Raw genomic sequence first — 25,266 nt, 5'->3', positions numbered from 1 at the left:
GAGGTAGTCGAGCCTGACTTGGCGACGGGCGCGCCAATGCGACGTTCGCTCAGTCGACGGAAGCATCGAAGCCGACGCCGCTTCGAAACCGTGCGGGCGACAGATCGTGATGCCTTCGCCATACGCGCCGGAAATCCCGCACGGATGCAAAGCCGGATTCCTCCGCCACGCGCTCGATGGTGTAGTCCGACTGCGCAAGCAAGCGCTGCGCACTCGCCACCCGCAAACTCTGCTGATATTCCAGCACGGTGACGCCCGCGTGCTCCGCAAAAAGGCGGCTCAAATGCCGCTGGCTTACATGCGCGACACGCGCCAGTTCGGCCACGCTCCAGTCACGCACAGGGTTGTGCGCGATGGCATCCTGCGCGCGATGCACCGCCGGATGCATATGATTCCGATGCGCAAGCCACGGCGAAAGCTGCACGTCATCGCCCGCGCGTCGCTGGTAGACGACCTGACGGCGTGCGATATCGGCGGCACGCTCGGCGCCGGCATAGTGCTCGATCAGATACAGCGACAGGTCGATGCCCGCGGTGATGCCAGCGCTCGTCAGCACGTCGCCGTCATCGACGAACAGGCGGTCGTGCTGCACGCGCGCCGTCGGTTCCGCGCGGGCGAGTTCGTCGACCAGTCCGAAGTGCGTGGTGCAGCGGCGTCCCGCAAGCAGCCCCGCGCGCGCGAGCAGGAGCGCGCCGGAACAGATGCTGGCGATGCGCGTGTCTTCGGCGGGCGCCGATCTGAGCCACTGCGTGACCGTATCGAACGGCGCGTTCGTGCCCTGCTCCGGCGACTCCGTGCTGCCGACGACCATCACGAGACTCTTCGGCGGCAGCCTGCCGGGCAACGGTTCGATGCCGTCGATGAAGGTGCCGAGCGACGTCGCCGCGCGCTCGAGCGGGCCGCAGTGGTGCAGCGTGAACGGCGCGCCGGATTCGGCCGCCATGCGCATCGCCTCGGCGGGGCCCGCGTAGTCGAGCATCAGCACGGGCGGCGTCAGCACGAACCATACGGATATCGCCGGATTCATGCCGCCTTCGCGATGCGCCATGCAGCGAGGACGTCGCCGGCACTGGCGATGCGCGCGAAGCGTCCGCTCTGATAGACACGGGAAAGAGCATTACGCGTCAGGATTGCGGACAAAATTCGCCATCTATAACGGGGTACGGGTTCGTGTCCTCCATGAGCCGAAAGTTCGCGCATCGGGTCAACCCTGATTGTTCCGATAAAACATCGTCTGCTACCTTCCAAATCATACGTATGATCTAGAAGGAGCAAAAACATGCCGACGTTGCACCGGCAAATACTCAATCAGATGGGCGAGCAGATTTGCGCCGGCAAGTTCGCACCAGGCGACATCCTCCCGGCCGAGGACGAACTCGCCGAACTCATGCAGGTGAGCCGCATCACGATTCGCGAGACGATGAAGTCGCTGTCCGCGAAGGGCATGCTTCAGGTGCGGCGCCGTCACGGCACGATCGTATTGCCGCGCTCGCAGTGGCAGTTGTTCGATCCCGATGTCATCACGTGGCGCGCGCGCTCCGGCGTGGTCGATGACGACCTCATCCGGGACTTGATGGAACTGCGCACGATCATCGAGCCGAATGCCGCGAAGCTCGCGGCGAAGCGCGCAACGCCCGAGGATCGCGTCGCGGTGCGCCGCGCGTTCAAGGCGATGGAACGCGCTGTCGCCGGACAAGGCGAATACGTGCCGGCGGACCTCGCGTTTCACGGTGCGATTCTCACGGCATGCCACAACCAGTTCGTCCAGCAGATGCAGAACGCGCTCTCCGCGATCCTGCGCACGAGCTTCGAGTTGAGTTCGGAGATCGAGGGCGGCCCAGCCCGCTCGCTGCCGATGCACGAAGCGTTGTGCATTGCGATTGAACAGGGCGACGCACATGCCGCCGAGCAAGCCGTGCTCACGCTGATCGAACGCGCGGAAAAGGACTTCGACGATCGCGCGGCGCTTGCCCGCACCGTGAACGACACGCCTTCATAGCACCGCATCGCCGATTCGCAGTCATGGAACCGCAGCCTGCATTAAATAAGGAATACGAATGAACAAGTTATTCGATCTTGATGGCCGCACGGCGCTCGTCACGGGCTCCGCACGCGGCATTGGCTACGCACTCGCGGAGGGATTGGCGACGGCGGGCGCCCGCGTCATCGTCAACGGCACGAAAGCCGATACCGTCGATGCCGCTGTCAGCCGCCTGCAAGCGCAAGGCTTCGACGCACGCGGCCGCGCATTCGACGTCACCGACGAAGCGTCCGTCGCCGCTGCGTTCGCGGCATGGGATGCGGAGGGCATCGACGTGGATATCGTCGTGAATAACGCCGGCATCCAGTTCCGCAAGCCGATGATCGAACTCGCGCTCGCCGACTGGCAACGCGTGATCGATACCAATCTGACGAGTGCGTTCATCGTCGCGAAGGAAGCGGCGCGTCGCATGATCGCGCGCAAGCGCGGCGGCAAGATCATCAACATCGGTTCGCTCACGAGCGAAGGCGCGCGCGCAACCGTCGCGCCTTATACGGCCGCAAAGGGCGGCATCAAGATGCTCACGCGCGCAATGAGCGCCGAATGGGCGCCGTTCGATATTCAGGCGAATGCGATCGGCCCCGGCTACATCCTGACGGACATGAACCAGGCGCTCGTCGACAACGCGAACTTCGACACGTGGGTCAAGAGCAGCAATCCGTCGCAGCGCTGGGGCAAACCAGAGGAACTCGTCGGCACGGCGGTATATCTCGCATCGGCTGCATCGAGCTATGTGAACGGACAAATCATTTACGTCGATGGCGGCTGGCTCGCCGTGCTTTGACATCGGAGACATCATGGACAACATCAAGACGGTCGCACCGCAACGATGGTGGCATCTCATGCCGATCATCTTCATCACGTACAGTCTCGCTTATCTGGATCGCGCGAATTACGGCTTTGCGGCTGCGGCCGGAATCGACAAGGACCTGGGCATCACGTCCGCCACCTCGTCGCTCATTGGCTCGCTGTTCTTCCTCGGATATTGCCTGTTTCAAGTGCCCGGCGCGATCTACGCGCAGAAGAACAGCGTCAAGAAACTCATCTTCGCGAGCCTCGTCTTGTGGGGCCTGTGCGCCGCCGCGACCGGCATGGTCAGCAACATTCCGATGCTGATGGCGCTGCGTTTCATACTCGGCATCGTCGAAGCGGCGGTGATGCCGTCGATGCTCATGTACATCAGCCGATGGTTCACGCGCACCGAACGCTCGCGTGCGAATACATTCCTGATTCTCGGCAATCCGGTCACGGTGCTGTGGATGTCGATCGTGTCCGGCTATCTCGTGCGCAACTTCGGCTGGCGCGAAATGTTCGTGATCGAGGGCATTCCCGCGATCTTGTGGGCTATCGTGTGGTGGTTCACGGTCAAGGATCGTCCCGCCGATGCGCCGTGGATGAGCGACAAGGAGAAAGCCGATTTCGATGCGATCCTCAAGTCGGAGCAGGCGCATATCGCGCCGGTGCGCGACTACAAGGCGGCGTTCCGTTCGTCCATCGTGCTCAAGTGCTGCGCGATTCACGCGTTGTGGAGCATCGGCGTCTACGGTTTCATCATGTGGCTGCCGTCGATTCTGAAGTCGGCGTCGAAAACGATCGATATCGTCTCGGTCGGCTGGCTCTCCGCCGTGCCGTATCTCGCGGCCATCGTGTTGATGCTCATTGCGTCATTTCTTTCCGATAAGACGCGCAATCGCAAGCTCTTCGTATGGCCCCTGCTGTTGATCGGAACGATAGCGTTTGTCGGTTCGTATCTCGTGGGCACATCGAATTTCTGGCTGTCGTTCGCGTTGCTCGTCATCGCAGGCGCCACGATGTACGCCCCGTACGGACCCTTCTTCGCACTCGTACCCGAACTGATTCCAAGCAACGTGCTCGGCGGCGCAATCGGCCTCATCAACGCGTGCGGTGCGCTCGGCGCCTTCCTCGGCGCATGGCTCGTCGGCTATCTGAATGGTGCAACAGGCAGTCCTTCCGCATCGTATGTCTTCATGGCCGCGGCGCTGCTTGCATCGGTCGTCCTCATGATGCTGGTGCCCGCACATACCGGCCAGCGCTCCACACCCAAGGGAGGCACGGGCAGCAAGTCCGATACCGTGGCTTCTGCTCTCGTGAAATAACTCATGGCAACACTCATCACCGACGTCAAGGTCATCCTGACTGCGCCAGAAGGCATCAATCTCATCGTCGTCAGGGTCGATACGAATCAGCCCGGCCTGTATGGACTCGGATGCGCGACCTTTGCGTATCGTCATCTTGCGGTCAAGTGCCTGATCGAGGAGTACTTGCGGCCTTTGCTCATCGGGCGCGACGCCGAGGCGATCGAAGAGCTCTGGCAACTGATGCATCAGAACGCGTACTGGCGCAATGGACCGATCGAAAACAACGCGATCTCGGGTGTCGATATGGCGTTGTGGGACATCAAGGGCAAGCAGGCGAACATGCCCGTGTATCAGTTGTTCGGCGGCAAGGTGCGCGAAGGCGTGCCGATCTATCGTCACGCGGATGGCCGTGATCTCAACGAACTCTGCGAGAACATTCAGCGATATCGCGAGCAAGGCATCACGCATATCCGCTGCCAAAGCGGCGGATACGGTGGCGGCGCATTCGGCCGCGCGCCTTCGAATGCGCCCGAAGGTGCGGCCGAGGGCATCTATCTCGATAGCCGCAAGTACATCCGCGACACGCTCAAGCTGTTCGATGGCATCCGTAGCAAGATTGGTTTCGATGTCGCGCTGTGCCACGACGTGCATGAGCGTTTGAAACCCGTCGAAGCGATTCGCTTCGCGCGCGAGCTCGAGCCTTTCGAGTTGTTCTTTCTCGAAGATGCGATCGCGCTCGAAGAAGGCGAGTGGATGCGTCAATTGCGCGCGAAGACCACGACACCGCTCGCGCAAGGCGAGCTATTCAACAACCCGGTCGAATGGCGTTTTCTGATCACGGAGCGGCTGGTCGATTTCATTCGCGTCCATCTGAGCCAGATCGGCGGCATCACGGCGGGGCGAAAGCTGCAGATTTTCGCTGAGCAGTTCGGCGTGCGGACGGCGTGGCATGGTCCGGGCGACATGTCGCCGCTCGCCCATGCCGCGAACATTCATATCGACCTCGCATCGCGCAATTTCGGCGTGCAGGAATGGTCGGGCACCGAGCCGCCGAACTTCGTGATTCAGGAACTGAAAGGGCCACGCGAGGCGCTGCTCGAGGTGTTTCCGGGGCTGCCGGAGTTTCGCAACGGCTTCGTCTATGCGAACGATAAGCCGGGCTTGGGCGTCGATCTCGATGAGCGTGAAGCGGCAAAGTATCCCTGCGAACGGGATATCACCCGATGGACGCAAACACGCTTGATGGACGGTGGGCTGCAGACACCTTGACGCTGCTTTCACGAACAGCAGCGTTTTTCAGCGGGCGCACTATTCCGCCGGCCCCGACAGCGGCCTGGTCGCCATCGCGCGCGTCAGGCCATGAACCGGACGGCGCACGGCCACATCGAACGGATTGATTTGCGGGCCGAGCGCCTGCGCCTGGCGCTTCAGCAGTTCGACCACCATCGGCAGGCGGTCTTCGCCCAGGCGCGTCGACAGCGTGCCGACGCTCAACGCGCCGAGCGCATTCCCGGAGCGGTCCAGAATCGGCACCGCCACGCCCGCCATGCCATCGATCAACCCGCTGTTGCGGCCCGCGTACCCCTGCGCGCGCACGCGCTCGATCTCCGTGCGCAAATACACCTCGTCGAACACGCCGTAGTTGTGCAGCCGCGGCACGTTGTAGCGGATGATCTCTTCGCGCTCCGCTTCCGGCTGGAACGCGAGAATGGCGAGGCTCCCCTGCCCCACGCCCAGCGCGACTCGCCCGCCGACATCGCCCGTGAAGGAACGGATCGGATACGGACCTTCGCACATGTCGAGGCACACCGCGTCGAAGCTGCTTTTCACGAGCAGGAAGATGGTCTCGCCGAGACTCGCGCACAGACGCAGCAGCGCGGGGCGGCACAATGTGCGCATCCGGCTCGGATTGCCCGCCTGCGCCGCCAGCGAAAAGAAATCCACGCTCAGCCGATAGCGCTTGCTGTTTTCGTCCTGCTCCACCACGCCTTCCGCCATCAACGCCTGGAGAATCCGATGCACGGAAGCCTGCGTGAGACCCACGGCCTTCGCGAGCGCCGTGACGCGGCTTCCTTCCGCCTGATCCTCACCAAGCGCGCGGATCACCGCGAATGCGCGTTGCAGCGCGCCTGTGCCGGGCGCGTCCATTCTGTTTTCTTCGTTCGATGCCTTCATCCGGGCCTCATTCATTCCATTGAACGGAATGCGACTGATGCTGCTCATGTGTGCCGCCTATTCGACCCGATACGGCCGCATCGCACAATGCGTATCGAACTCAGGGATTACCCAAATCACACTGAGTGAAACGAATATCGCATATAGCGCGCTTATATTCCGTCAAACGAAATTTCACATCAAGTCTTTATCGATGAATGGAATTTCAGTTTGACTGGCCGAAATATGGCTGGCTAAAGTCGATTTCATCGAATTCATCACATGCAGCCGGCGCCCGCTACGCCGAAGGGAAAGGCCATGTCGTTCCTCACATTGACGGATCTGTCGAAGTCGTTCGGCGATCTGCACGCGGTCGCCGACGTCAACCTCACCGTCGAAAAAGGCGAATTCGTCTCGTTGCTCGGCCCGTCCGGCTGCGGCAAGACCACGACCCTGCAGATGATCGCGGGCTTCATCGAAGCGACGCGCGGGCGCATCATGCTCGACGGCCGCGACATCACGCACATGCGGCCGAACAAGCGCGGCCTCGGCATCGTGTTCCAGAGCTATGCGCTCTTTCCGCACATGAGCGTCGAGCAGAACGTGAGCTTCGGCCTGGAGATGCGCGGCATCGACAAGCGCGAACGCCGTGAGCGCGTGCAGGAAGCGCTGTCGCTCGTGCGGCTCGACAAGTTCGCGCACCGCTTTCCGCGCGAGCTCTCGGGCGGCCAGCGTCAGCGCGTGGCGCTCGCCCGCGCGATCGTCATCGCGCCGCCGGTGCTGCTGCTCGACGAACCCATGTCCAATCTCGACGCCAAACTGCGCGAGGACATGCAGTTCGAGTTGCGCGGCATCCAGCGCAAGATCGGCACCACGACGATCATGGTCACGCACGACCAGTCCGAAGCGCTGTCGATCAGCGATCGCGTCGTCGTGATGGAGGCGGGCCGCATCACGCAGGTCGATACGCCGTATCGCGCGTACGAACGTCCCGAGACGAGCTTCGTGTCGCAATTCATCGGCAAGGCCAACATGCTGCGCGGAACGATCGTCGCGCGCGACGGCGACGCCATTCGCATCGATCTCGGCCACGATCTCGCGGAAACGGGCTCGACCTCGCAGTTGCCGGAGCGCGAGCGCGCGATCGGCGTCGGCGACGCGGTGACGGTGTGCATCCGCCCGGAAAAGCTCAGGCTCGGCGCGGCGGGCAGCGGACGTCTGCCGGGCCGCGTGACGAGCCGCTTCTTCCTCGGCAGCCAGTGGCTCTACCGGCTCGACAGCCGCGCGGGCGAAATGCTCGTGTGCTGCCAGAATCACGGCGACGAGCCGCTCGAAGAAGGCGCACAGGTGGGCATCGACTGGAATGCGGAATCGATCCGCTTCATTCAGGAGGCCGCCCGTGGATAGCACCTTGCGCTCGACGGAATCCGCCGCCGCCGGTTCGGGAAACGCACGCCGCGCGCCGTGGCACGCCTATCTGCCCTTGTGGATGATGAGCGCGCCCGCGCTGCTGCTGTTTTCGGTGCTCGTCATCGTGCCGCTCGCGATGACGCTCGCGCTGACCTTCTATCGCTTCGATCCGTCGCTCGGACCCGTCGCCGCGTTCGATCTGCATAACTACGCCGAAGTGCTCGGCTCGTCCTACTATCACACGATCTTTTTGCGCACCTTCGGCATCGCCGCGCTCGTGACGCTGCTGTGCGTCGTGATCGGCACGCCGGAGGCGTACATCCTGTCGCGCATGGGCGATCCGTGGCGCTCGGTGTTTCTGCTGGTGATCCTCGCACCGCTCTTGGTGTCGGTCGTGGTGCGCGCGTTCGGCTGGAGCATGCTGCTCAACGTGAACGGACTGGTGAACCAGTTGTTCGGCGTGTTCGGCATGGGGCCCTACAAGCTGCTCTACACGACGTTCGCGATCGTCATCGCGCTCGTGCACGTGATGCTGCCGTTCATGGTGATTCCGGTGTGGACCGCGCTGCAACGCATCGATCCGCAGACGGAAAACGCCGCGCTCTCGCTGATGGCCTCGCCCGCCGTCACGCTGAGGCGCATCGTGCTGCCGCAACTCGTGCCGGGCATTCTCTCGGGCAGCCTGATGGTGTTCGGCCTCTCCGCGAGCGCCTTCGCGATTCCCGGCCTGCTCGGCGGGCGGCGTCTCAAGGTGGCGGCCACGACCGTCTACGACCAGTTCCTCAGTTCGATGAACTGGCCGCTCGGCGCCACCATCGCCTTGCTTTTGCTCATTGCCAATCTAGTGGTGATGCTCACTTATTACCGCGTGCTCGAGCGGCGCTACGCGCGCAGCATGGGCTAGGGCGAGGCAGACATCATGCGCAAAAACGGTCCCGTCGCGCTGGCGTTTCACACGATCGTGATCCTGTTCGTGCTGGCGCCGCTCGTCATCGTCGTGCTGGTCGCGTTCACGCCCGAGGAGACGCTCACGCTGCCCACGCGCGGGCTCTCGCTGCGCTGGTTCCGCGCGATTCTCGACTATCCCGATTTCATCTCGGCCTTTCTCAACAGCGTGAAGCTCGCGTTCGCCTCGGCGACGCTCGCGCTCGTCATCGCGCTGCCCGCGGGACTCGCGATCGGCCGCGCGCGCTTTCCGGGACGCAACTTTCTGAACGCGCTGCTGCTCTCGCCGCTCGTGATTCCCGGGCTCGTGCTTGGCATCGCCATGCTGCGCTTCTTCGCGATGATCGGCGCAACCGGCTCGTTCACGTGGCTGATCCTCGCGCACATGGTCGTCATCACGCCGTTCGTGATGCGGCTCGTGCTCGCCTCGGTGAGCGGCATGGACCGCAGCATCGAGCACGCCGCCGCATCGCTCGGCGCGAGCGCGTGGACGACCTTTCGCCGCGTCACGTGGCCGTTGATCCTGCCCGGCATCACGGGCGGCTGGCTGCTCGCGTTCATCAACAGCTTCGACGAGCTGACGATGTCGGTCTTCGTCACGTCGCCGCAAACCGTCACCCTGCCGGTGCGCATGTACATGTACGCGACCGAATCGATCGATCCGATGATGGCGTCCGTCTCCGCGCTGGTGATCTTCATCACCGCGGGCGCGATGCTGATCCTCGACCGCGTGTACGGGCTCAACCGCATTCTGATCGGCCAGCACTGAACTCACTCCCATGAGCCACGCAACGCCTCATCACGCGCCGCAGTTCGTTCGCCTCGTCGAGCAAGACCGTGCGCGCATCTCCTTCGTGCTCGACGGCGCGCCAGCCGATGCGCTCGCCGGCGACACGCTTCTGACCGCGATCCTCATGCAGCAGCGTCACGTGCGGCACAGCGAATTCAGCGGCAAGCCGCGCGCCGGATTCTGCCTGATCGGCGCCTGTCAGGACTGCTGGGTGCGCGATGAAAGCGGCCGGCGCATGCGCGCGTGCTCGACGCGCATCGAAGCGGGCATGCGCGTGGTCACGCACTCCGGAGAAGCGCGATGAGCGCGGCTCTGCGCGTGGTGATCGTCGGCGCGGGGCCTGCGGGCATCCGCGCGGCGCAGACGCTCGTGGCGGCGGGCATGCGTCCCGTCGTCATCGATGAAAACGCGCGCTGGGGCGGGCAGATCTATCGCCAGCCGCCGGCCGACGCGGGCTTCGCGCGCAGCAAATCGACGCTCTACGGCTTCGAGGCCAAAAAAGCCGCGGCCGTGCACGACACGATGGCCAGCCTGCTGCCGAAGCTCGACTATCGCCCCGATGCGCTCGTCTGGTCCTGCGAGCCCAACCGGCTCGACACGCTCCACGCGGGCCGCGAAGCGAGCGTGCCGTTCACGCATCTGATCATCGCGAGCGGCGCGACGGATCGCATCGTGCCAATCCCCGGCTGGACGCTCGCGGGCGTCTTCACGCTCGGCGGCGCGCAGGTCGCGCTGAAGGCGCAGGGTTGCGCGATCGGCTCGCGCGTCGTGCTCGCGGGCACCGGGCCGCTCCTGTATCTGGTCGCCTACCAGTATGTGAAGGCAGGCGCGCGGGTCGCGGCCGTGCTCGACACGAACCCGCTCTCGCGTCAGGCCGCCGCCGCGCCGCGCATGCTGAACCAGCCTTCGACGTTCGCCAAGGGCATGTACTACGTCGGATGGCTGCACGCGCGCGGCGTGCGCATCGAGCGCGGCGTCACGCTCGAGGGCATCGAAGGCGACGACGCCGTGCGCGGCATCCGCTGGCGCACGCGTCGCGGCGAGATGCGCACGCTCGAATGCGACGCGGTCGGCATGGGCTTCGGCCTGCGCCCCGAAACGCAGCTCGCCGATCTCGCGGGCTGCCGCTTCCGCTTCGACGCGCTCAATCGCTGCTGGATTCCCGAGCGCGACGCGGCGGGCCGCAGTTCCGTGCGCCACGTCTATCTCGCCGGCGACGGCGCGGGCATCGCGGGCGCGGACGCCGCCGAACTCGCCGGACGGCGCGCCGCGCTCGCGCTGATCGAGGACATCGGCATCGTGGCGCACGAAAGCGCCCCGCCCGATGCAGCGGCGCTCGAACGCGAACTCGCGCGCATCGCCGCTTTTCGCGCCGGCATCGAACAGGCATTCGCGCCGCCGGCAAACGAAGCACAGCGCTGGCCCGACGATCTCGTCGTCTGCCGCTGCGAGGACGTCACGGCGGGCGCCCTGCGCGCGTGCATCCGCAGCGGCCTCGCCACGGAAGTCAACCGCCTGAAGGCGCTCACGCGTATCGGCATGGGGCGCTGTCAGGGGCGCATGTGCGGCGAATCCGCCACCGCCCTGCTCGCCGCCGAAACCGGCAAGACGCTCGCCGATGTCGGCCGTCTGCGCAGTCAGGCGCCCGTCAAACCGATTCCGATCACCCCGATGCTCTACGACGACGGCGTGCGCGTGCAGCCGGAGGAAGCGCACGATGAATGACGCGCGTCATTTCGATGTCGTCATTGCGGGCGGCGGACTCGTCGGTTCCTCGACGGCGCTCGCGCTCGCGAAGCAGGGCATGCGCGTCGCGCTCGTCGAACGGCGCTTTTGCGGCGCGCAGGCGAGCGGCGTGAACTACGGCGGCGTGCGCACGCAAGGACGCACCGAGGAGCAACTGCCGCTCGCGGTGCGCGCGCGCCGCGTCTATGCGCGGCTGCCCGAATTGATCGGCATCGACGGCGAACTGGTGGTGTCGGGTCATCTGCGGCTCGCGCGGCGCGAAGCCGATCTCGACGTGCTCGATCAATGGTCGGCCATGGCGCGCGAACACGGCGTCGAATCGCAGGTGATGCGCGGCACGGCGTTTCGCGCGCGCTATCCGTGGCTCGGCGCGGCGGCGATCGGCGGTTCGCTTTGTCCGACCGATGGCCACGCGAATCCGCGCCTCGTGTCTCCCGGCTTTGCGCATGCGGCACGCCGCGCCGGCGCCGACGTGCGCGAGCAGACCGAGCTTGCCGACATCGTCTTCGACGGCACGCGCTTTCAGATGCGCGCGGGCAATGAACGCATCAGCGCCGACTGGCTCGTCAACAGCGCGGGCGCATGGGCGAATCGCATCGCGGGCAGTTTCGGCGAGAGCGTGCCGATGAAGGCCATCTATCCGAACATGTGGGTGACCGAGCCGCTGCCGCTGTTCATCGGCCACAGTCTCGGCGTGGTCGGCGGCGGCATCTACGCGCGGCAGGTCGAGCGCGGCAACTGCGTGATCGGCGGCGGACGCGGTCATGGCGACGGCGAGTACGCGCAGCCATCGACGGCGACGACGCGCGCCGTGATGCGCGACGCCTGCGCGCTGTTGCCCGCATTGCGCGATGCGCTTCTGATTCGCACGTGGAGCGGCGTCGAGGGCGAGACGCCGGACAACAATCCGGTCATCGGACCCAGCCGCACCACGCCGCGCCTGCTTCATGCATTCGGATTTTCGGGCGGCGGCTTCCTGCTTGCGCCCGGCGTCGGCGAAGTGCTCGCCGAGCTCGTCACGCAGGGCGAAACCAGCACGCCGATCGAGGCCTTTTCGATCGGACGGTTCAGTTCGATGCCTCTTTCCGCCATCCCCCAGTCATAACAAGGAAAATTTCGATGAAGCTGCCTCGCACACTCCTTTCCCTCGCCACGCTCGTTGCGCTCGGCGCGTCGTCTGCGGCCTGGTCGCAGAGCAAGACGATTTACATCGGCATGAACGGCGGGCCGATGGAAAAGGCCTACACGAGCCAGGTGCTGCCCGACTTCGAGAAAGCCAACAACGTGAAGGTGGTCGTGGTGCCGGGCACCTCGTCCGACGTGCTGGCGAAGCTGCTCGCGAACCGCAACAGCCCGCAGATCCACGTCGCGTTCCTCGATGACGGCGTGATGGCCCGCGCCGTCAGCATGGGCGTGTGCCAGAAACTCGACGATGCGCCGGTGCTCAAGGAGCTGTATCCGTTCGCGCGCCTGAAGGACGACATGGGCGCGGGCGTGCAGCTCGGCATGACCGGCATCGGCTACAACACGAAGCTCTTCAAGGAAAAGGGCTGGGCGCCGCCGACCTCGTGGCTGGATTTCGCCGATCCGAAGTACAAGGGGAAGGTCGTGTTCCAGTCGGCATCGAGCAGCACCTTCGGCCTGCACGGTTTTCTCGCGCTCAATCGCTTGTGGGGAGGCAGCGAGAAGAACGTCGAGCCGGGCTTCGGCAAATGGGCGACGACGGTCGGTCCGAATGTCGTCGAATACATTCCGAACTCGGCGAAGCTCTCGGAGATGATCACGACGGGCGAAGCCGGCCTCTTCCCGCTCACGCCGACCGCCATCGGCGATCTCAAGGACAAGGGCCTGCCGGTGGCCTACGTGGCGCCGAAGGAAGGTGCCGTGCTGCTGCTCGTGGATGTGTGCGTCGTGAAGAACAATTCGGACCCGGCGCTCGCGCAAAAGCTCGCGCAATATCTGTTGTCCGCGCCCGCGCAGACGAAGGCGGCGGAGGCCGGCAAGCAGATTCCCACCAACTCGCAGGCGAAGATGACGCCGGACATGGAGAAGAATCTTGGCGACCTGAACGCGCTCGTGAAGAAGGTCACCGTGGTGGACTGGGACTCGATCAACGCGAATCGCGCGCAGTGGGATCAGCGCTGGAATCAGCAGATCGAGAAGTAGGCGTCGCCGGTCAGATTCGCGTTGATATCGGGCGAGTGCGGACTCGGCCATCCTGCTCGCCGGCACGGCCAGGGGGATGGCCTTGATCTTTTAGACGAACTCTCACGCCGTCTTCGGGTAGTTGGACGGGAACAACGCACGCTTCGTCTCGTCGTCGTTGACCGACTTGAACGCATGCGTCCTGTTCACGGCGCGTGCGCGTTCGACGGCGGGCCGCGCGTCGATCTTCGCGAACCAGCGCTTGAGTTCCGGATACGGGCCGAGCGGGTCGTCGCTCGACTTGAACACGCGTGATGCCCGATCGAGCCAGCCCCACGCCGACATGTCCGCGATCGTATAGCTGTCGCCCACGATGTAATCGCGGTCCTTCAGCCTGTCGTTCAGCACCTGATAGTGCCGATCCGCTTCTCGCCGGTAACGGTTCACCGCGTAGTCCAGCCCTTCCGGCGCCGCGTACTGGAAGTGCACCGCCTGCCCGGAAAACGGCCCGAGACCGCTTGCAATGAACAGCATCCACGAAAGAAGCTGCGGTCTATCTTCCGGCGCACCGGCGAACTGACCCGTCTTCTCCGCGAGATAAAGCAGGATCGCGGTGGAGTCGAACACGACAGCGGGCTTGCCGCCCGGCCCTTCCGTGTCCACGATGGCGGGCACCTTGCCGTTCGGGTTGATCGCACGGAACCCGGCCGAATGCTGCTCGCCCTTGCTGGTGTCCACGGGCTTCACCTCATAGGGCAGACCGGATTCTTCGAGGAAGAGCGCGACCTTCGCGGGATTGGGCGTCGGGTGAAAGTAGAACTCGATCATGCGTATAGTCTCCGTGTCGTGGCCGATATGTGTCATCTTAAGTCGAACGAGCTTTGAGCGCCGAGGCGAATCGGAACCGCATCGATTGAGTCGCCGGTTTCGCCAGTTGGGTCCTGCTGCGATTCGCATCGGCGCGTCCGCGCTCGGGAACTTTGACCTGCCGAAGCCGGCGTCCATCCGAGAACACAGGAGACTCCCGTGAAATTGGTGGCCGTGACTGCACTCCTTTTGAGCCTGTTCGCCGTGCCTGCTTTCGCGGTCGATGTCGGCTTCGACGAGGTGACGATACCGAATGGCGCCGAACCGCCGCTCATCGCCGGCATCTGGTATCCGACGAATGCGCCCGCCACGCCGCACTCGCTGGGCGCTATCAGGCAGACGGTCGCGCCAAATGCCCCTCTCGCCGGCAATCATCTCCCGCTCGTGGTGATGTCGCACGGCGGCGCGGGCTGGTACGACGGCCACTACGACACGGCACTCGCTCTGGCTCGCGCGGGCTTCGTCGCGGCAGCGGTCGGCCATGCCGGCGATACGTTCAAAGATCAGAGCCGGACCTTGCAGCTCTGGCGCCGTCCCGCTCAGCTTCATCGGCTGGTCGACTACATGCTCGACGGATGGCGCGGGCACGAACAATTGGACGCAGCGCGCATCGGTGCATTTGGCTTTTCGAATGGAGGTTTCACCGTGCTCGTCGCGGCAGGCGGTATTCCGGACCTGTTGAAAATCCAGCCGTTCTGCAAGGCCCATCGGGACCATGATCTCTGCGAAGCCCTGCGACAGGCCCAAGTCGACCTTCCATCGGTTGCGAATGTTCCGGCCAGCGCATGGATTCACGATTCCCGCATCAAGGCCATCGTCATCGCAGCGCCTGCGTTCGGGTTTGCGTTCGGCAAGGCGGGGCTGAGTGACGTACACGCTGCGGTCCAGCTTTGGAGCGCCGCCGATGATCGTCATCAGCCGCATCCTGACTACGACGAGCCGGTACGTGACGACTTGCCCCGCGCGCCGGACTATCGCGCGGTGGCCAACGCAGGCCACTACGATTTCCTGCCGCCGTGCGATACGCGTCTTTCCCGGATACAGCCGGAGATCTGCACGAGTCTTTCGGGCTTCGATCGGGCCGGGTTTCATGAGCGCTTCAACGCGGATGTCGTGCGGTTTTTTCAGTCAGAACTGCCGTAGGAAAGATGCTCAGCGCTGCGTGCATCGGGGATGTTTGCTGCTCTCCACGTTCGACTATTTTTTTATTCAATCTGCGCTTCCAGCTCCGTATCCACCGGCGTGACGAAGGGGACGAAAGAACGCCCGAATGTCCTCCACGAGCGGTTCCGGTGGTTCCAGTGCCGCGAAATGTCCGCCACGTGGCATCGAACTCCATCGCTGTACTTCAAAAAACCGTTCGGCCCAGGAACGGCAACTCATTGAGCCGCGCTTCCTGTGCACGCCAGTCGAACTGACTTTGCCAGTAGTCCGTCAATCGCCGGACGAATGCCAGGGCCGCGCCATCATTCCACTGCTGCGCGTCGAGAGACGCGGGAAAGCGAGTGTTACGCAGGCGTTGCATGAGATCGTCGATCTGGCTGTCATGCACATTGATGCTCAGAGACCGTGCGTTCATTCTCGTGCTCCATTTGACGGGATTCCCGTAAAACCGTGGCGGACATCTGATCGTGTTGGCATTGTCTTCAACGGGTAGCCATCGATACGTGATCTTCCTGATTGCCCACAGTCGGAACGCTCTCGACCGATGCCGAATGCCAACGCCATCAAGCATGGATGCAATACGCCGCTCCGCCATGCCGCCGGTCTCCGCCGCGACGTTTGCGAGCGCATCGGCGACGAACGCAACGGGTTCCGCATGAAAGTTGCCGCCAGAGATGACGTCGCCATCATCGACAGGAATGAGTGGATTGTCCGACGCACTGCGCGCCCCTGTTTCGAGCATCGAACAGGCGAAGCGAAATACTTCATAGCATGCGCCCATCACCTGAGGAATGCAGCGCAAGGATAAAGCACGTCTACGCCTTCTTGCCTTTGCGTGAGATGGAGCGCCGGCGTTTGCCAAGGAGCCCGACCAATTGTGTCTCGCATGCGGACAACGAGTACCCGCGCCGCTGCGAGATCATGAACGTGAGTGGGCGCATGTGCCAGGCGCGACGTTGAAGTTCAACGAGCATTCCATGCACGAGATCCTCCGCAACCAGATGATGCGGCATGTGCCCCCAGCACAAGCCTCCTCTCAGCAGATCGTGCTTCGCGCCGAGATCATTCACCAGCCATTGGCGTTCACTTGCGACGCCCTGTTGTGTCTTCTCTGCATCGGGCTGATTGTCGGTGACGACAAGCTGAATATGCCGGCCAAACTCCTCTCGCGGAATCGGCCCCGCAATCGCGGCCAGCGGATGCGATGGCGCGCAAACGGTCACCATACGCGCTTCGCATAGATACAGTCTTTCTATCGCGCGAGGATCGAGCTCCGGCACATCCGCGATCGTCACGGCCAACGCACACGTGCCGTCGAGAATCAAACGCTCGCCGCCCTGCATCGTCGTCATGCGCAGATTGATTGCGACCGTCGGAAAGTGCGCCTGCACGGTGCGCAGGCATTCGATCAGGTGCGCACGAGGAAAATAGGTATCCACTGCAATCGAGACCTGCGGGACGCCCGTTTCCGCGATCGAAGCCGCGCGCATCTTCATTTCCTCGGTGCGTGAAATCACACCGCGCGCATCGGGCAGGAGGCTGCGGCCCGCTGCCGTCAGCGTCGCCTTGCGCGTGTTGCGCTCGAACAGCGCGACATCGAAGGCACTTTCGAGCGCAGCGATCGCGTGACTGATCGCCGACTGTGCACGCATCAGCGTGCGCGCCGCGCCGGAAAAGCTCCCTGCGTCACACACGGCAACGAAGGCCCGAAGCTGATTGATGGTGACGTTATCGAGCATACATATCCAAAAAGTAGATGGTATTCATAGATATTTGGTCAATTGGCTTCATGACGCAAGGGGACCAGAATCGTGGTTCTCACTATTGCTTCGAAGGATGCATGTCATGACCAGACTGAATGGAAAAACCGCTGTAATCACCGGCGGCGCCACCGGCATCGGCCGCGCCGCAGCGATGCGCTTCATCGAGGAAGGCGCCTTCGTGTTCATCTTCGGCCGTCGCCAGGACGCGCTCGACGCCGCTCTGGCCGACCTCGGGCCCAACGCCCGCGCGATGAAGGGTTCGGTCTCCGATCAAGCCGACCTCGACCGGCTCTACGCGGCCGTGAAGGCCGAGCGGGGAACACTCGACATCGTATTCGCCAACGCCGGGGCAGGAAGCCCGCTTCCGCTCGGCAAGATCACGGCGGAGCACATCGACGAAACCTTCGACACCAATGTGAAGGGCACGATCTTCACGGTCCAGAAGGCGTTACCGCTGATGAGCGAGGGCGGCTCGATCATCCTGACTGGATCGAGCGCCGGCACCACGGGCGCCCCGGCGATGAGCGCTTACAGCGCGAGCAAGGCGGCTGTACGCAACCTCGCACGGAGCTGGGCAGAGGATCTGAAGGGCACCGGCATCCGGGTGAACGTGCTGTCGCCGGGAGCAACGGCGACCGAACTCGCGAAAGAAGCGCTAGGCGAGGAAGGCCAAAAGCTCTTCGCGTCGATGACTCCGCTCCGGCGCATGGCCGATCCGGCGGAGATCGGAGCGGCGGCCGCCTTCCTCGCGTCGTCCGACAGCAGCTTTATGACGGCCAGCGAGGTCGCCGTCGACGGGGGGCTTGCGCAACTCTGACGCGATATGTCTGCGGCGCTCTGCTCGTTTATCCGGAGCGCCGCATTGGTGGCGAATTCAAGGCTTTGGCGCGAGCTAAGCGATTAGCCAGGCGCGCGGACATAGCCGGTTTTTTACGAGGAAACTTGTCATGAGCACTATCAGCATCATCGGATCAGGAAGCATGGCCGCTGCGATCGCCGGCCGTGCCTGCAAGGCGGGATACAACGTGGAGATAGTCAGTCGCGACCCCGCCAAGGTAAGGGCGCTGGCCGACAAACTCGCGGATAAAGCGAACACCGGGACGTACGGCGCCCCACCGTCGGGCGACATCGTCATCCTCGCGGTGCCGTATTCCGGGATCGCGATGGTCGTCGCCGACTTTGGGAAAGCGCTCGATGGCAAGGTGATCGTCGACATCGCCAACCCGGTTGCTCCCGACCTTTCGGGCCTCGTCACGCCTCACGGAAGTTCCGGGGCGCAGGAGACCGCCAAGAGCCTGCCCGCCGGAGCGCACGTGGTAAAGGCGTTCAACACCATCTTCGGTCACGTCCTTATTCGGGGCGGCCGCCTCGACGCGTTCATCGCTGCAGACGATGCGCAGGCCAAGGCTTGCGTTTCGACCTTCGTCGAGCGTCTCGGTCTTCGTCCGTTCGATGTCGGCGGCCTGCCTATGGCCCATACGCTCGAGGCGCTCGGCCTGATGATGATCGGCTTGGCCAAAAACGGCGCGGGCACCTGGGACTTGGCCATGAACGTGAATATCGGCTGAAGCGACTCGCAACTGTCTCGTCCTCGCCGGCCCGAGGCAGCACGTATCGCCCCCTACATCCCAAATCGCGCGTCCACGGCCCGATTGCAGAAATCCTCGTTGATATCCTCTTGAAAACAGCCTATAACCATCCATATGGATGGTGTTCGGAGGATATTTTCACATGGCGAAAGAAGTGCCGGATCGCTCGCGAGGCAGCGAAACCGAAAAAATCACAATCAATCTCGGCCCAATCGACCTGGGCCAGATCGATCTCCTCGTCGAAGAGGGCTTTTACTCGAATCGTACGGATCTGATCCGCACGGCTATTCGCAATCAACTATCGATCCATGCTCCGGCCGTCAAAGACACTGTGACGCGCCGTGAACTCGTCCTTGGGCTTCAGCATTTCTCGAAACAAGACCTCGAGGCTGCGTGCGCGGCCAATCAGCGTCTGAGAATTCAAGTGCTGGGATTAGCGAGCATCGCCATGGACGTCTCTCCCGAACTTGCGCTGGCAGCGATCGACTCGATTCTGGTTCGAGGCGCGCTCCATGCTTCACCGGCGGTCAAGGCTGCGTTGGCGGATCGAATCCGCTGATGCTCCTGACTCTTTCCCGCTCACGGAAGAAATATGAAACTCAACGAAGGATTTCTGGATTCGATGAAAGAGGCATTTGCCCTCTTTCGCAGCAACGATCCCGCTGCAGCCGCGGAGATCGTCAAGCGCGCCATGCGTGGCGACCGCACCGACGCAGCAACGGTGCATGAAAATCGACATGACGATCCGATCACAACGCGGTTCGCTGATCTTTTGCAACCGCGACGCCACACCGAAAAGGCTCAAACCGCGCCCGACGTGCAGGATTGCGGGCACTTCAGCACGCGGCGTTTCCTCAACGCCGCTGGCCAGCGCGATTACAAGGTCTACGTTCCGGGTCATTCCCGCAGTGACCCTCTGCCTTTGATCGTCATGCTGCATGGCTGCACCCAGGACGCCGACGATTTCGCAGCCGGCACGCGGATGAACGCGCTTGCCGAAACGCACGGCTTCATCGTCGTTTATCCGACTCAGCCGCAGGGCGCGAATACATCGAAATGCTGGAACTGGTTCAGGCCTGCCGATCAGCGTCGCGACCAGGGGGAGCCGTCGCTGATCGCGGGCATCACACGCGAAGTCATGGGAAATTACAACGTCGATCCGAATCGCGTCTTCGTCGCGGGTCTTTCGGCCGGCGGTGCGATGGCGGCGATCGTGGCGCAAACCTATCCTGATCTGTACGCAGCAGCCGGTATCCATTCGGGCCTGCCAGTCGGATGCGCACACGACCTGCCTTCCGCGCTGGCTGCCATGCGCGGTGGCAAGGTCAGAACCAAAGCGCAGAAACCTGTCCGAGCGGACCACGCGTCGCAATGCCCGCTCATCGTTTTTCACGGCGATGCCGATGCTACCGTGCATCCTGCCAACGCCAACGAATTGGTACGCGAGTTTTCCGCGAGTGAAGCGAAACCTGATCGTGCATCGAAAGGTGAGAGCGGAGCAAGGAAGCACACGGTCCGACATCTGACCTCTCAAGCGGGGATCGATGCCGAAGTGTGGATCATCCACGGCGCGCCCCACGCGTGGTCCGGAGGCTCTTCCAAAGGGAGCTATACCGATCCTTCGGGCCCCGACGCCAGTGCCGAGATGGTGCGATTCTTTCTGGAGCATCCGCGTCGTCACTGAGCGTCCCGCGCTGTGCGGCTCCTCGGTCCACGTCGACGCGCCCACGGACCGTTGCTACATCGGCGCCGCCGCGCGTGGCGCTTGTGTGCATCGACCCGATGCAGCCGGCTGTCAAGTGACACAGATTTCGCTGGCATTCCAACCGTCGCGTCCCACGAGCAAGCGTTCGAGCGCTTTAGCATCCGCGCATTCTTCGACATTCAACACGGCATGCGCCAGCGCGGTGGCTGCATCGCTGCCGATCACGTCATCCGCGAGACTCCGGTACTTCGCCAGCAATTGCGCATCGTCGAGTGGACGGCGCGGATCGCCCAGCGGAATCGTTGCCTGAAGCGAGCGTGTCGTGCCGTCGGCATAGGTGACCGTGACTTCGGGTTCGTCGAGATCGGCGAGCAATGCGTCCGGTTCAAGGACGATGCGCTGCATCATCGACGTGACGCGCGCGTCGATGCGCGCCCGTTCGACGAACGCCTCGATACCCGCATGACCGAACACGAGCGCAGCGGCGAGCGCGTACGGCATGCTCATCTGCGCCGATGCCAGATTGACCGGCTTCCGGTCGCCGCACATGCCGTGAACGAATTCGCTGAGTGTCACGCGCACATGCGCGACGGGACCGCCGCGCGCCAGTTCGATCAGCGCATCGAGCGCCGAATGAATGCTGCGGCAGCATGCATGCGGCTTGATCGAACACCGCATGATCTTCCAGTTCGCGCCCAGCTCCGCGACGAGGGCATCGGCGCACGCCGAGTCCGCCGCGAACGTGCGCAGAAAGCCGCCCCACACGTCCTCGAAAACGTGCGTGGCGCCGCTCACGCCCTGCGCCGCGAGCAGCGCCGCCGTGAGGCCGCCTTCGGCCGCGCGGCCGGGATGCAGGCGCTTGGTCTGGGAGCCGTCGTGAATGAAGCCCCAGAGTCCTCCCGCGAAGCTCGCCGCGTGCCCGAGCGCCGCGCCGGTGCCGCGCGCATCGAGGCCGAGCACGCGCGCGCTCGCGGCGGCGGCGCCGATCACGCCGCAGGTCATCGTCGAATGCCAGCCGCGTCCGTTGTGCGCCGAGTAGCCGCCGCACGCTTCGAGCACGCGTCGCGCGATGTCGTAGCCGAGCACGATCGCGTGCAGCAACTCCCGGCCGGAAACGGGCCGTTCGACGCGGCCGAGCGCCGCCAATGTCGACAACGCCGCCGGCACGACGACCGCGCCCGAGTGATCGCAGCCGCCGGAGTCGTCGAGTTCGAGCGCGTGCGCCGCGATGCCGTTGATGAACGCGGCATCGCGTGCGTTCGCGCGTCGCGATGTGCCCCAGACGATGGCATCGCCGGTCGAATCCATCACCGAGCGCGCCGCTCGCGCCGGCGCCGTGCGCGCGCCCGCGAGCGCCGCGCCGAGCGTATCGAGCAGATGCCGTTTCGCTTTCCCGGCGACCTCATGCGGCAGATCATCGAACGATGAATCCGCAATGAAGTTCGCGAGCTGTTCCGACAGAACGCGTTCCCGCATGTTCATACGATGGTGTTCCTGTGACGCTCGAATATCTCGACCGGATGCCCGGGCTCGTTGGCGTGACATCGTTCGCGCCACCACGATGCGGCCTGCGCGCCGGTTGCGAACCAGACATCGCCGTGTGCGCGCATCGTCGCGAGCAATTCGCGCAGCACGCCGATGCGCCCCGCCGTTCCGATGATCTCCGGATGCAGCCGCATCACGAAACACAAGCCGAAGCGATGAAACGCCTCGAAGTCGCGCGTCCAGTTGCCAAGCACTTCGCGATACGACGCGATGCGCGACTGACCGGCCGGCACCGGCGGCGCGAGATTGAACGCGAAGTAAGGCTCGTCTTCGAGCTCCACGTGCAGCGGCAATTCGATCAGCGGCGCTTCGTGATGGTAGTAAGGCAGGTCGTCGCCATGCCAGGTCGACGTCCAGGCAATGCCGCGCGCGTGCAGATGCGCGGCGAAGCCCGGCGCCCAGTTGCCGGTGAACGGACGAAAACCCGTGGGCGGGCGGCCCAGGGCCGCGGTGAGCGTCGCGTGGCCGCTGTCGAACGCGCGTTTCTGCTGCGCGAGATCGAGCGCATCGAAGTCTTCGCAGGCATCGCCGCTCACGCCGATTTCATGGCCGGCCGCGTCGATCCGCGTGACGAGATCGCGATGCGCGCGCGCGACCTGACCCGGCACGAACCAGCTCGAAGGCACATCGAAGTCATCGAACGCCGCGAGCAGGCGATCCACGCCGCGCTTCGCGCCGTAGCGCCACACGGAAAGCGATTTCTCGCGGCCCTCGATATCCGGCGCCTGCGTGCGAATGCCGAGATCGTCGTTGAAATCGACGGTGAGAATCACGGCCGAGCGCGCGCCGCCGGGCCATTTCGCATCGTTCGTCATAGGCGCGCCTGCCCGCTCGACATCCACCAGTCCGCGACTTCGCTGCCGGTCGCGAACCAGACTTCGCCTGTTGCGAGCATATGATCGATCAAACCCTCGATGAGCGCGACGCGCCCCGGCTTGCCCGACACCTTCGGATGAAACAGCGTGGTCATGCAGAGTCCCTCGTCATGCGAGCCGTCGAACTCGCGGCGCCAGTTGTCGAGCGTCGTTTCATAGCTCGCGATCCGATCCAGCCCCGCCGGAAAATCCGGTTTGCGCTGATAAGCGAGCGACGCGTAATCATCCAGTTCCCAGCGCGCCGGAATCTCGATCAGGCCGCTTGTCGCATCGAGGACATAGGGACGATCGTCGCCGCGCATCGAGCTCGAATAGCGCACGCCGAACTCCGCGAGAATACCGGCGGTTTGCGCGGTCCAGTCGCCCGACGGCGTGCGGAAGCCGACCGGACGCACGCCGAGATGACGCTCGAACAGTTGCGTCGATATCGCCATGACCTCGCGCTGGCGCTCCGGCGTGAGCGTCCAGAACGCCTCGTGCCGATAGCCGTGGTACGCGACTTCATGTCCGCCGCGCACGATCTCGCGGCATTGCGACGGCCAATTCTCCAGCACCCACGCGGGAACGAAGAACGTCGCGCGCACGCCGCGCTCGCCGAGCACATCGAGAATCCTGGCGAGCGCGCGCCACGGCCCATACGCGCCCAGCGTGAAGTAAGCGGGATTGCGCCAGATCGAGCCGTCGAGCATGGCGCCGCCGGTCGGGCCGTCGAGATCGAACGCGAGCGCGACACACGAACGCTTGCCGTCGGGCCAGCGCGGCATCGCGGATCGTGGCTCAGTTGCTCGCATTGATCTGCGCCTTCTGAACGCCCTGTTCCTGCAGGCCCCACTTCGCGAGAATCTTTTGATAGGTGCCGTCGGCGATCAACTGATCGAAGGCTTTCGTCACGGCCTCGTTGATGGCCGCGCTGTCCTTCGCCATGCCGACGCCCATGTATTGCGACATGAACGGCGCGCCGATCGTCACGTACGCGTTCTGATCGATCTTGTTCTGATACGGCATGGTTTCGCCACCCTGCACGGCCGCGTCGAGCCGTCCCTGACGCAACTGCATGCGCGCATCCGACGAACCATCGGTGCCGACGACCGCGACCGGCTTCTTGCCCGTCTTCACGCAATGTTCGTCGCTCCACGCCTTGATGTTCGTCGGGAACGACGTACGCCGGCTCGAACCGATCGTCTTGCCGCACAGCGCATCCATGTTGGGGAAATCGCCCGCGCGCGTCTTCAGCGCATAGAACTGCGGACCGCTCTTCAAGTAGTCGAGAAAATTCACCGACGCGCGCCGCTCGGGAATATCCGTCATGCCCGACAGAATGATGTCGACACGCTTTGTCGCGAGCGCGCTCAGCATCTGATCGAAGCTCGTTTCCTGCCAGATCATCTTCACGCCCATCTTCGCGGCGAGCGCTTCGCCGAGATCGATGTCGAAGCCCGTCAGCTTGTCGGTTTCCGGATCCTTGAACTCGAACGGCGGATAGTTCGGCACCACGGCGGCGATGATTTCCTTCTTGCCGGGCGCGGACGCCTGCGCGCTGGCCGCATCCACATGCAGCAACGCGGCGGTGCACATCAGTGCGCAAAGGCTTTGCAAACGAAAAGTGGCTTTCATGAACTGCTCGCTCCGGAATCGATTGTTTGAATGACGTTCGGACGTTCTCAGGCCAGCACGGCGGAAATGAAATCGCGCGTGCGGGCATGGCGTGGTTCGGACAGAACCTGTTCCGGCGGTCCCGCCTCGACGATCTGCCCCTGATCCATGAACACGACGCGATTCGCCACCTCGCGCGCAAAGCCCAGTTCATGAGTGACGATGATCATCGTCATGCCGCTCTGCGCGAGACCGCGCATGACGGCGAGCACTTCGCCGACCAGTTCTGGATCGAGCGCGGACGTGGGTTCATCGAAGAGCAGCAATTGCGGATGCATCGCGAGCGCGCGCGCAATGGCCACGCGCTGCTGCTGGCCGCCCGACAGCTCCACCGGAAACGCATCGCACTTGTGGCCGAGCCCGACGCGTTCGAGCAGCGCGCGCGCTTCCTTCATCGCGTCGGCGCGCGGCCGCTTCAGCACATGCACCGGGCCTTCGATCACGTTCTCCAGCGCCGTCATGTGCGGGAAGAGGTTGAAGCGCTGGAAGACCATCGCGGTCGCGAGACGCTGCCTCGCGATCTCCTTCTCCGAAAGTTCATGGAGCCTGTTGCCGCTCTGCCGGTAGCCGAGCAGTTCGCCCTTCACCCACAGCGAGCCGTCGCTGATCGTTTCGAGTTGATTGATGCAGCGAAGAAAGGTGCTTTTGCCCGACCCCGAAGGACCGATGATGCACAGCACTTCGCCCTCGGCGACATCGAGCGTGATGCCCTTCAACGCCTCGAACTCGCCGAACGATTTGCGCACTTCCGATGCGCGCACGATTGGATTCATGC

General features: G+C 63.8%; 26 protein-coding genes and 1 pseudogene. 16 read left to right on the top strand and 11 right to left on the bottom strand.

All coding sequences use genetic code 11. The features are described 5' to 3' along the window. Positions 1-49: 49 nt before the first annotated feature. The gene (locus AWB76_RS14640) at positions 50-1,048 is read right to left on the bottom strand and encodes a GlxA family transcriptional regulator (RefSeq protein ID WP_244173357.1); all 999 of its coding nucleotides are present in this window, start codon (positions 1,046-1,048) and stop codon (positions 50-52) included. Between the two features lie 231 nt (positions 1,049-1,279). Here AWB76_RS14640 and AWB76_RS14635 point away from each other — a divergent pair, with 231 nt between their 5' ends. Genes AWB76_RS14635 through AWB76_RS14620 form a run of 4 tightly spaced genes read left to right on the top strand, consistent with a single transcriptional unit; the run spans position 1,280 to position 5,409 of the window. Then, positions 1,280-1,999, top strand: a complete 720-nt coding sequence (locus AWB76_RS14635; protein WP_061160828.1) for a FadR/GntR family transcriptional regulator — start codon at positions 1,280-1,282, stop codon at positions 1,997-1,999. A gap of 58 nt (positions 2,000-2,057) precedes the next feature. After that, complete coding sequence (locus tag AWB76_RS14630; protein WP_061160827.1) at positions 2,058-2,825, top strand: SDR family oxidoreductase; 768 nt, start codon at positions 2,058-2,060, stop codon at positions 2,823-2,825. A gap of 13 nt (positions 2,826-2,838) precedes the next feature. Beyond that, positions 2,839-4,158, top strand: a complete 1,320-nt coding sequence (locus tag AWB76_RS14625; protein WP_061160903.1) for an MFS transporter — start codon at positions 2,839-2,841, stop codon at positions 4,156-4,158. A 3-nt stretch (positions 4,159-4,161) separates the two neighbouring features. Beyond that, complete coding sequence (locus AWB76_RS14620; protein ID WP_061160826.1) at positions 4,162-5,409, top strand: enolase C-terminal domain-like protein; 1,248 nt, start codon at positions 4,162-4,164, stop codon at positions 5,407-5,409. Positions 5,410-5,448: 39 nt separating this feature from the next. Here AWB76_RS14620 and AWB76_RS14615 read toward each other — a convergent pair whose 3' ends face one another. Then, on the bottom strand, positions 5,449-6,330 hold the full coding sequence (locus AWB76_RS14615; RefSeq protein ID WP_061160902.1) for an IclR family transcriptional regulator: 882 nt from the start codon (positions 6,328-6,330) through the stop codon (positions 5,449-5,451). A gap of 282 nt (positions 6,331-6,612) precedes the next feature. Between AWB76_RS14615 and AWB76_RS14610 the strand changes: the two genes are divergently transcribed. Genes AWB76_RS14610 through AWB76_RS14580 form a run of 7 tightly spaced genes read left to right on the top strand, consistent with a single transcriptional unit; the run spans position 6,613 to position 13,351 of the window. Further along, positions 6,613-7,701 (top strand): ABC transporter ATP-binding protein, encoded by a 1,089-nt coding sequence (locus AWB76_RS14610; RefSeq protein ID WP_061160901.1) that lies wholly within the window; start codon positions 6,613-6,615, stop codon positions 7,699-7,701. Next, positions 7,694-8,608 carry an ABC transporter permease gene (locus AWB76_RS14605; protein WP_061160825.1) on the top strand — a complete coding sequence of 305 codons (915 nt, stop codon included), beginning with the start codon at positions 7,694-7,696 and terminating at the stop codon, positions 8,606-8,608. Before AWB76_RS14610 ends, AWB76_RS14605 begins: the two co-directional genes overlap by 8 nt. A gap of 15 nt (positions 8,609-8,623) precedes the next feature. Beyond that, positions 8,624-9,418 (top strand): ABC transporter permease, encoded by a 795-nt coding sequence (locus AWB76_RS14600; RefSeq protein WP_061160824.1) that lies wholly within the window; start codon positions 8,624-8,626, stop codon positions 9,416-9,418. A 10-nt stretch (positions 9,419-9,428) separates the two neighbouring features. Beyond that, positions 9,429-9,743: a (2Fe-2S)-binding protein gene (locus AWB76_RS14595; protein ID WP_061160823.1), complete on the top strand. Its 315-nt coding sequence runs from the start codon at positions 9,429-9,431 to the stop codon at positions 9,741-9,743. Further along, positions 9,740-11,164 (top strand): FAD/NAD(P)-dependent oxidoreductase, encoded by a 1,425-nt coding sequence (locus tag AWB76_RS14590; protein WP_061160822.1) that lies wholly within the window; start codon positions 9,740-9,742, stop codon positions 11,162-11,164. The genes AWB76_RS14595 and AWB76_RS14590 overlap by 4 nt, the downstream gene beginning before the upstream one ends. Then, positions 11,157-12,290 (top strand): NAD(P)/FAD-dependent oxidoreductase, encoded by a 1,134-nt coding sequence (locus AWB76_RS14585; protein WP_061160821.1) that lies wholly within the window; start codon positions 11,157-11,159, stop codon positions 12,288-12,290. The genes AWB76_RS14590 and AWB76_RS14585 overlap by 8 nt, the downstream gene beginning before the upstream one ends. Positions 12,291-12,304: 14 nt before the next feature. Continuing rightward, the gene (locus tag AWB76_RS14580) at positions 12,305-13,351 is read left to right on the top strand and encodes an ABC transporter substrate-binding protein (protein WP_061160820.1); all 1,047 of its coding nucleotides are present in this window, start codon (positions 12,305-12,307) and stop codon (positions 13,349-13,351) included. A 102-nt stretch (positions 13,352-13,453) separates the two neighbouring features. Here the strand turns inward: AWB76_RS14580 and AWB76_RS14575 are convergent, their stop codons facing one another. Next, positions 13,454-14,158 (bottom strand): glutathione S-transferase family protein, encoded by a 705-nt coding sequence (locus AWB76_RS14575; RefSeq protein ID WP_061160819.1) that lies wholly within the window; start codon positions 14,156-14,158, stop codon positions 13,454-13,456. Between the two features lie 198 nt (positions 14,159-14,356). Here AWB76_RS14575 and AWB76_RS14570 point away from each other — a divergent pair, with 198 nt between their 5' ends. Further along, the gene (locus tag AWB76_RS14570) at positions 14,357-15,340 is read left to right on the top strand and encodes an alpha/beta hydrolase family protein (protein ID WP_074171350.1); all 984 of its coding nucleotides are present in this window, start codon (positions 14,357-14,359) and stop codon (positions 15,338-15,340) included. A gap of 205 nt (positions 15,341-15,545) precedes the next feature. Here AWB76_RS14570 and AWB76_RS39190 read toward each other — a convergent pair whose 3' ends face one another. From AWB76_RS39190 to AWB76_RS14560, 3 genes and pseudogenes are all read right to left on the bottom strand, one after another. Next, positions 15,546-15,722 carry an epoxide hydrolase N-terminal domain-containing protein gene (locus AWB76_RS39190; RefSeq protein ID WP_244173366.1) on the bottom strand — a complete coding sequence of 59 codons (177 nt, stop codon included), beginning with the start codon at positions 15,720-15,722 and terminating at the stop codon, positions 15,546-15,548. Between the two features lie 127 nt (positions 15,723-15,849). Beyond that, positions 15,850-16,202 (bottom strand): annotated as a pseudogene (locus AWB76_RS39185) (aromatic amino acid lyase); the annotation flags it as partial. After that, positions 16,177-17,100: a LysR family transcriptional regulator gene (locus tag AWB76_RS14560; RefSeq protein ID WP_061160817.1), complete on the bottom strand. Its 924-nt coding sequence runs from the start codon at positions 17,098-17,100 to the stop codon at positions 16,177-16,179. The gene AWB76_RS14560 and the pseudogene AWB76_RS39185, both read right to left, overlap by 26 nt. Positions 17,101-17,206: 106 nt before the next feature. Between AWB76_RS14560 and AWB76_RS14555 the strand changes: the two genes are divergently transcribed. The 4 genes from AWB76_RS14555 to AWB76_RS14540 all read left to right on the top strand — a co-directional run bounded on the left by AWB76_RS14555 (position 17,207) and on the right by AWB76_RS14540 (position 20,397). After that, positions 17,207-17,941, top strand: a complete 735-nt coding sequence (locus AWB76_RS14555) for an SDR family NAD(P)-dependent oxidoreductase (RefSeq protein WP_061160899.1) — start codon at positions 17,207-17,209, stop codon at positions 17,939-17,941. 130 nt (positions 17,942-18,071) lie between these two features. Continuing rightward, a complete protein-coding gene (locus AWB76_RS14550) occupies positions 18,072-18,692 on the top strand; it encodes an NADPH-dependent F420 reductase (protein ID WP_061160816.1) in 621 nt (206 codons plus the stop codon). 163 nt (positions 18,693-18,855) lie between these two features. Continuing rightward, positions 18,856-19,272: a ribbon-helix-helix domain-containing protein gene (locus tag AWB76_RS14545; RefSeq protein ID WP_061160898.1), complete on the top strand. Its 417-nt coding sequence runs from the start codon at positions 18,856-18,858 to the stop codon at positions 19,270-19,272. A gap of 33 nt (positions 19,273-19,305) precedes the next feature. Beyond that, positions 19,306-20,397, top strand: a complete 1,092-nt coding sequence (locus AWB76_RS14540) for an extracellular catalytic domain type 1 short-chain-length polyhydroxyalkanoate depolymerase (protein WP_061160815.1) — start codon at positions 19,306-19,308, stop codon at positions 20,395-20,397. 111 nt (positions 20,398-20,508) lie between these two features. Here AWB76_RS14540 and AWB76_RS14535 read toward each other — a convergent pair whose 3' ends face one another. The 5 genes from AWB76_RS14535 to AWB76_RS14515 are packed head-to-tail and all read right to left on the bottom strand — an operon-like array spanning position 20,509 to position 25,264. Beyond that, positions 20,509-21,900, bottom strand: a complete 1,392-nt coding sequence (locus tag AWB76_RS14535; RefSeq protein WP_244173356.1) for an MmgE/PrpD family protein — start codon at positions 21,898-21,900, stop codon at positions 20,509-20,511. Further along, on the bottom strand, positions 21,897-22,778 hold the full coding sequence (locus AWB76_RS14530) for a polysaccharide deacetylase family protein (RefSeq protein WP_061160814.1): 882 nt from the start codon (positions 22,776-22,778) through the stop codon (positions 21,897-21,899). The genes AWB76_RS14535 and AWB76_RS14530 overlap by 4 nt, the downstream gene beginning before the upstream one ends. Then, positions 22,775-23,602: a polysaccharide deacetylase family protein gene (locus tag AWB76_RS14525; protein WP_061160813.1), complete on the bottom strand. Its 828-nt coding sequence runs from the start codon at positions 23,600-23,602 to the stop codon at positions 22,775-22,777. The genes AWB76_RS14530 and AWB76_RS14525 overlap by 4 nt, the downstream gene beginning before the upstream one ends. A gap of 13 nt (positions 23,603-23,615) precedes the next feature. Continuing rightward, entirely contained in the window at positions 23,616-24,452 is an 837-nt protein-coding gene (locus AWB76_RS14520) for an ABC transporter substrate-binding protein (protein WP_061160812.1), read from the bottom strand. A gap of 47 nt (positions 24,453-24,499) precedes the next feature. After that, positions 24,500-25,264 carry an amino acid ABC transporter ATP-binding protein gene (locus tag AWB76_RS14515; RefSeq protein ID WP_061160896.1) on the bottom strand — a complete coding sequence of 255 codons (765 nt, stop codon included), beginning with the start codon at positions 25,262-25,264 and terminating at the stop codon, positions 24,500-24,502. Between the last annotated feature and the right edge of the window lie 2 nt (positions 25,265-25,266).

The organism is Caballeronia temeraria (genome assembly GCF_001544795.2).
In the GTDB taxonomy this organism is placed as follows: domain Bacteria; phylum Pseudomonadota; class Gammaproteobacteria; order Burkholderiales; family Burkholderiaceae; genus Caballeronia; species Caballeronia temeraria.
The sequence above is the reverse complement of the archived record's forward strand: the minus strand, read 5'-3'. Positions and strand labels throughout refer to the sequence as shown.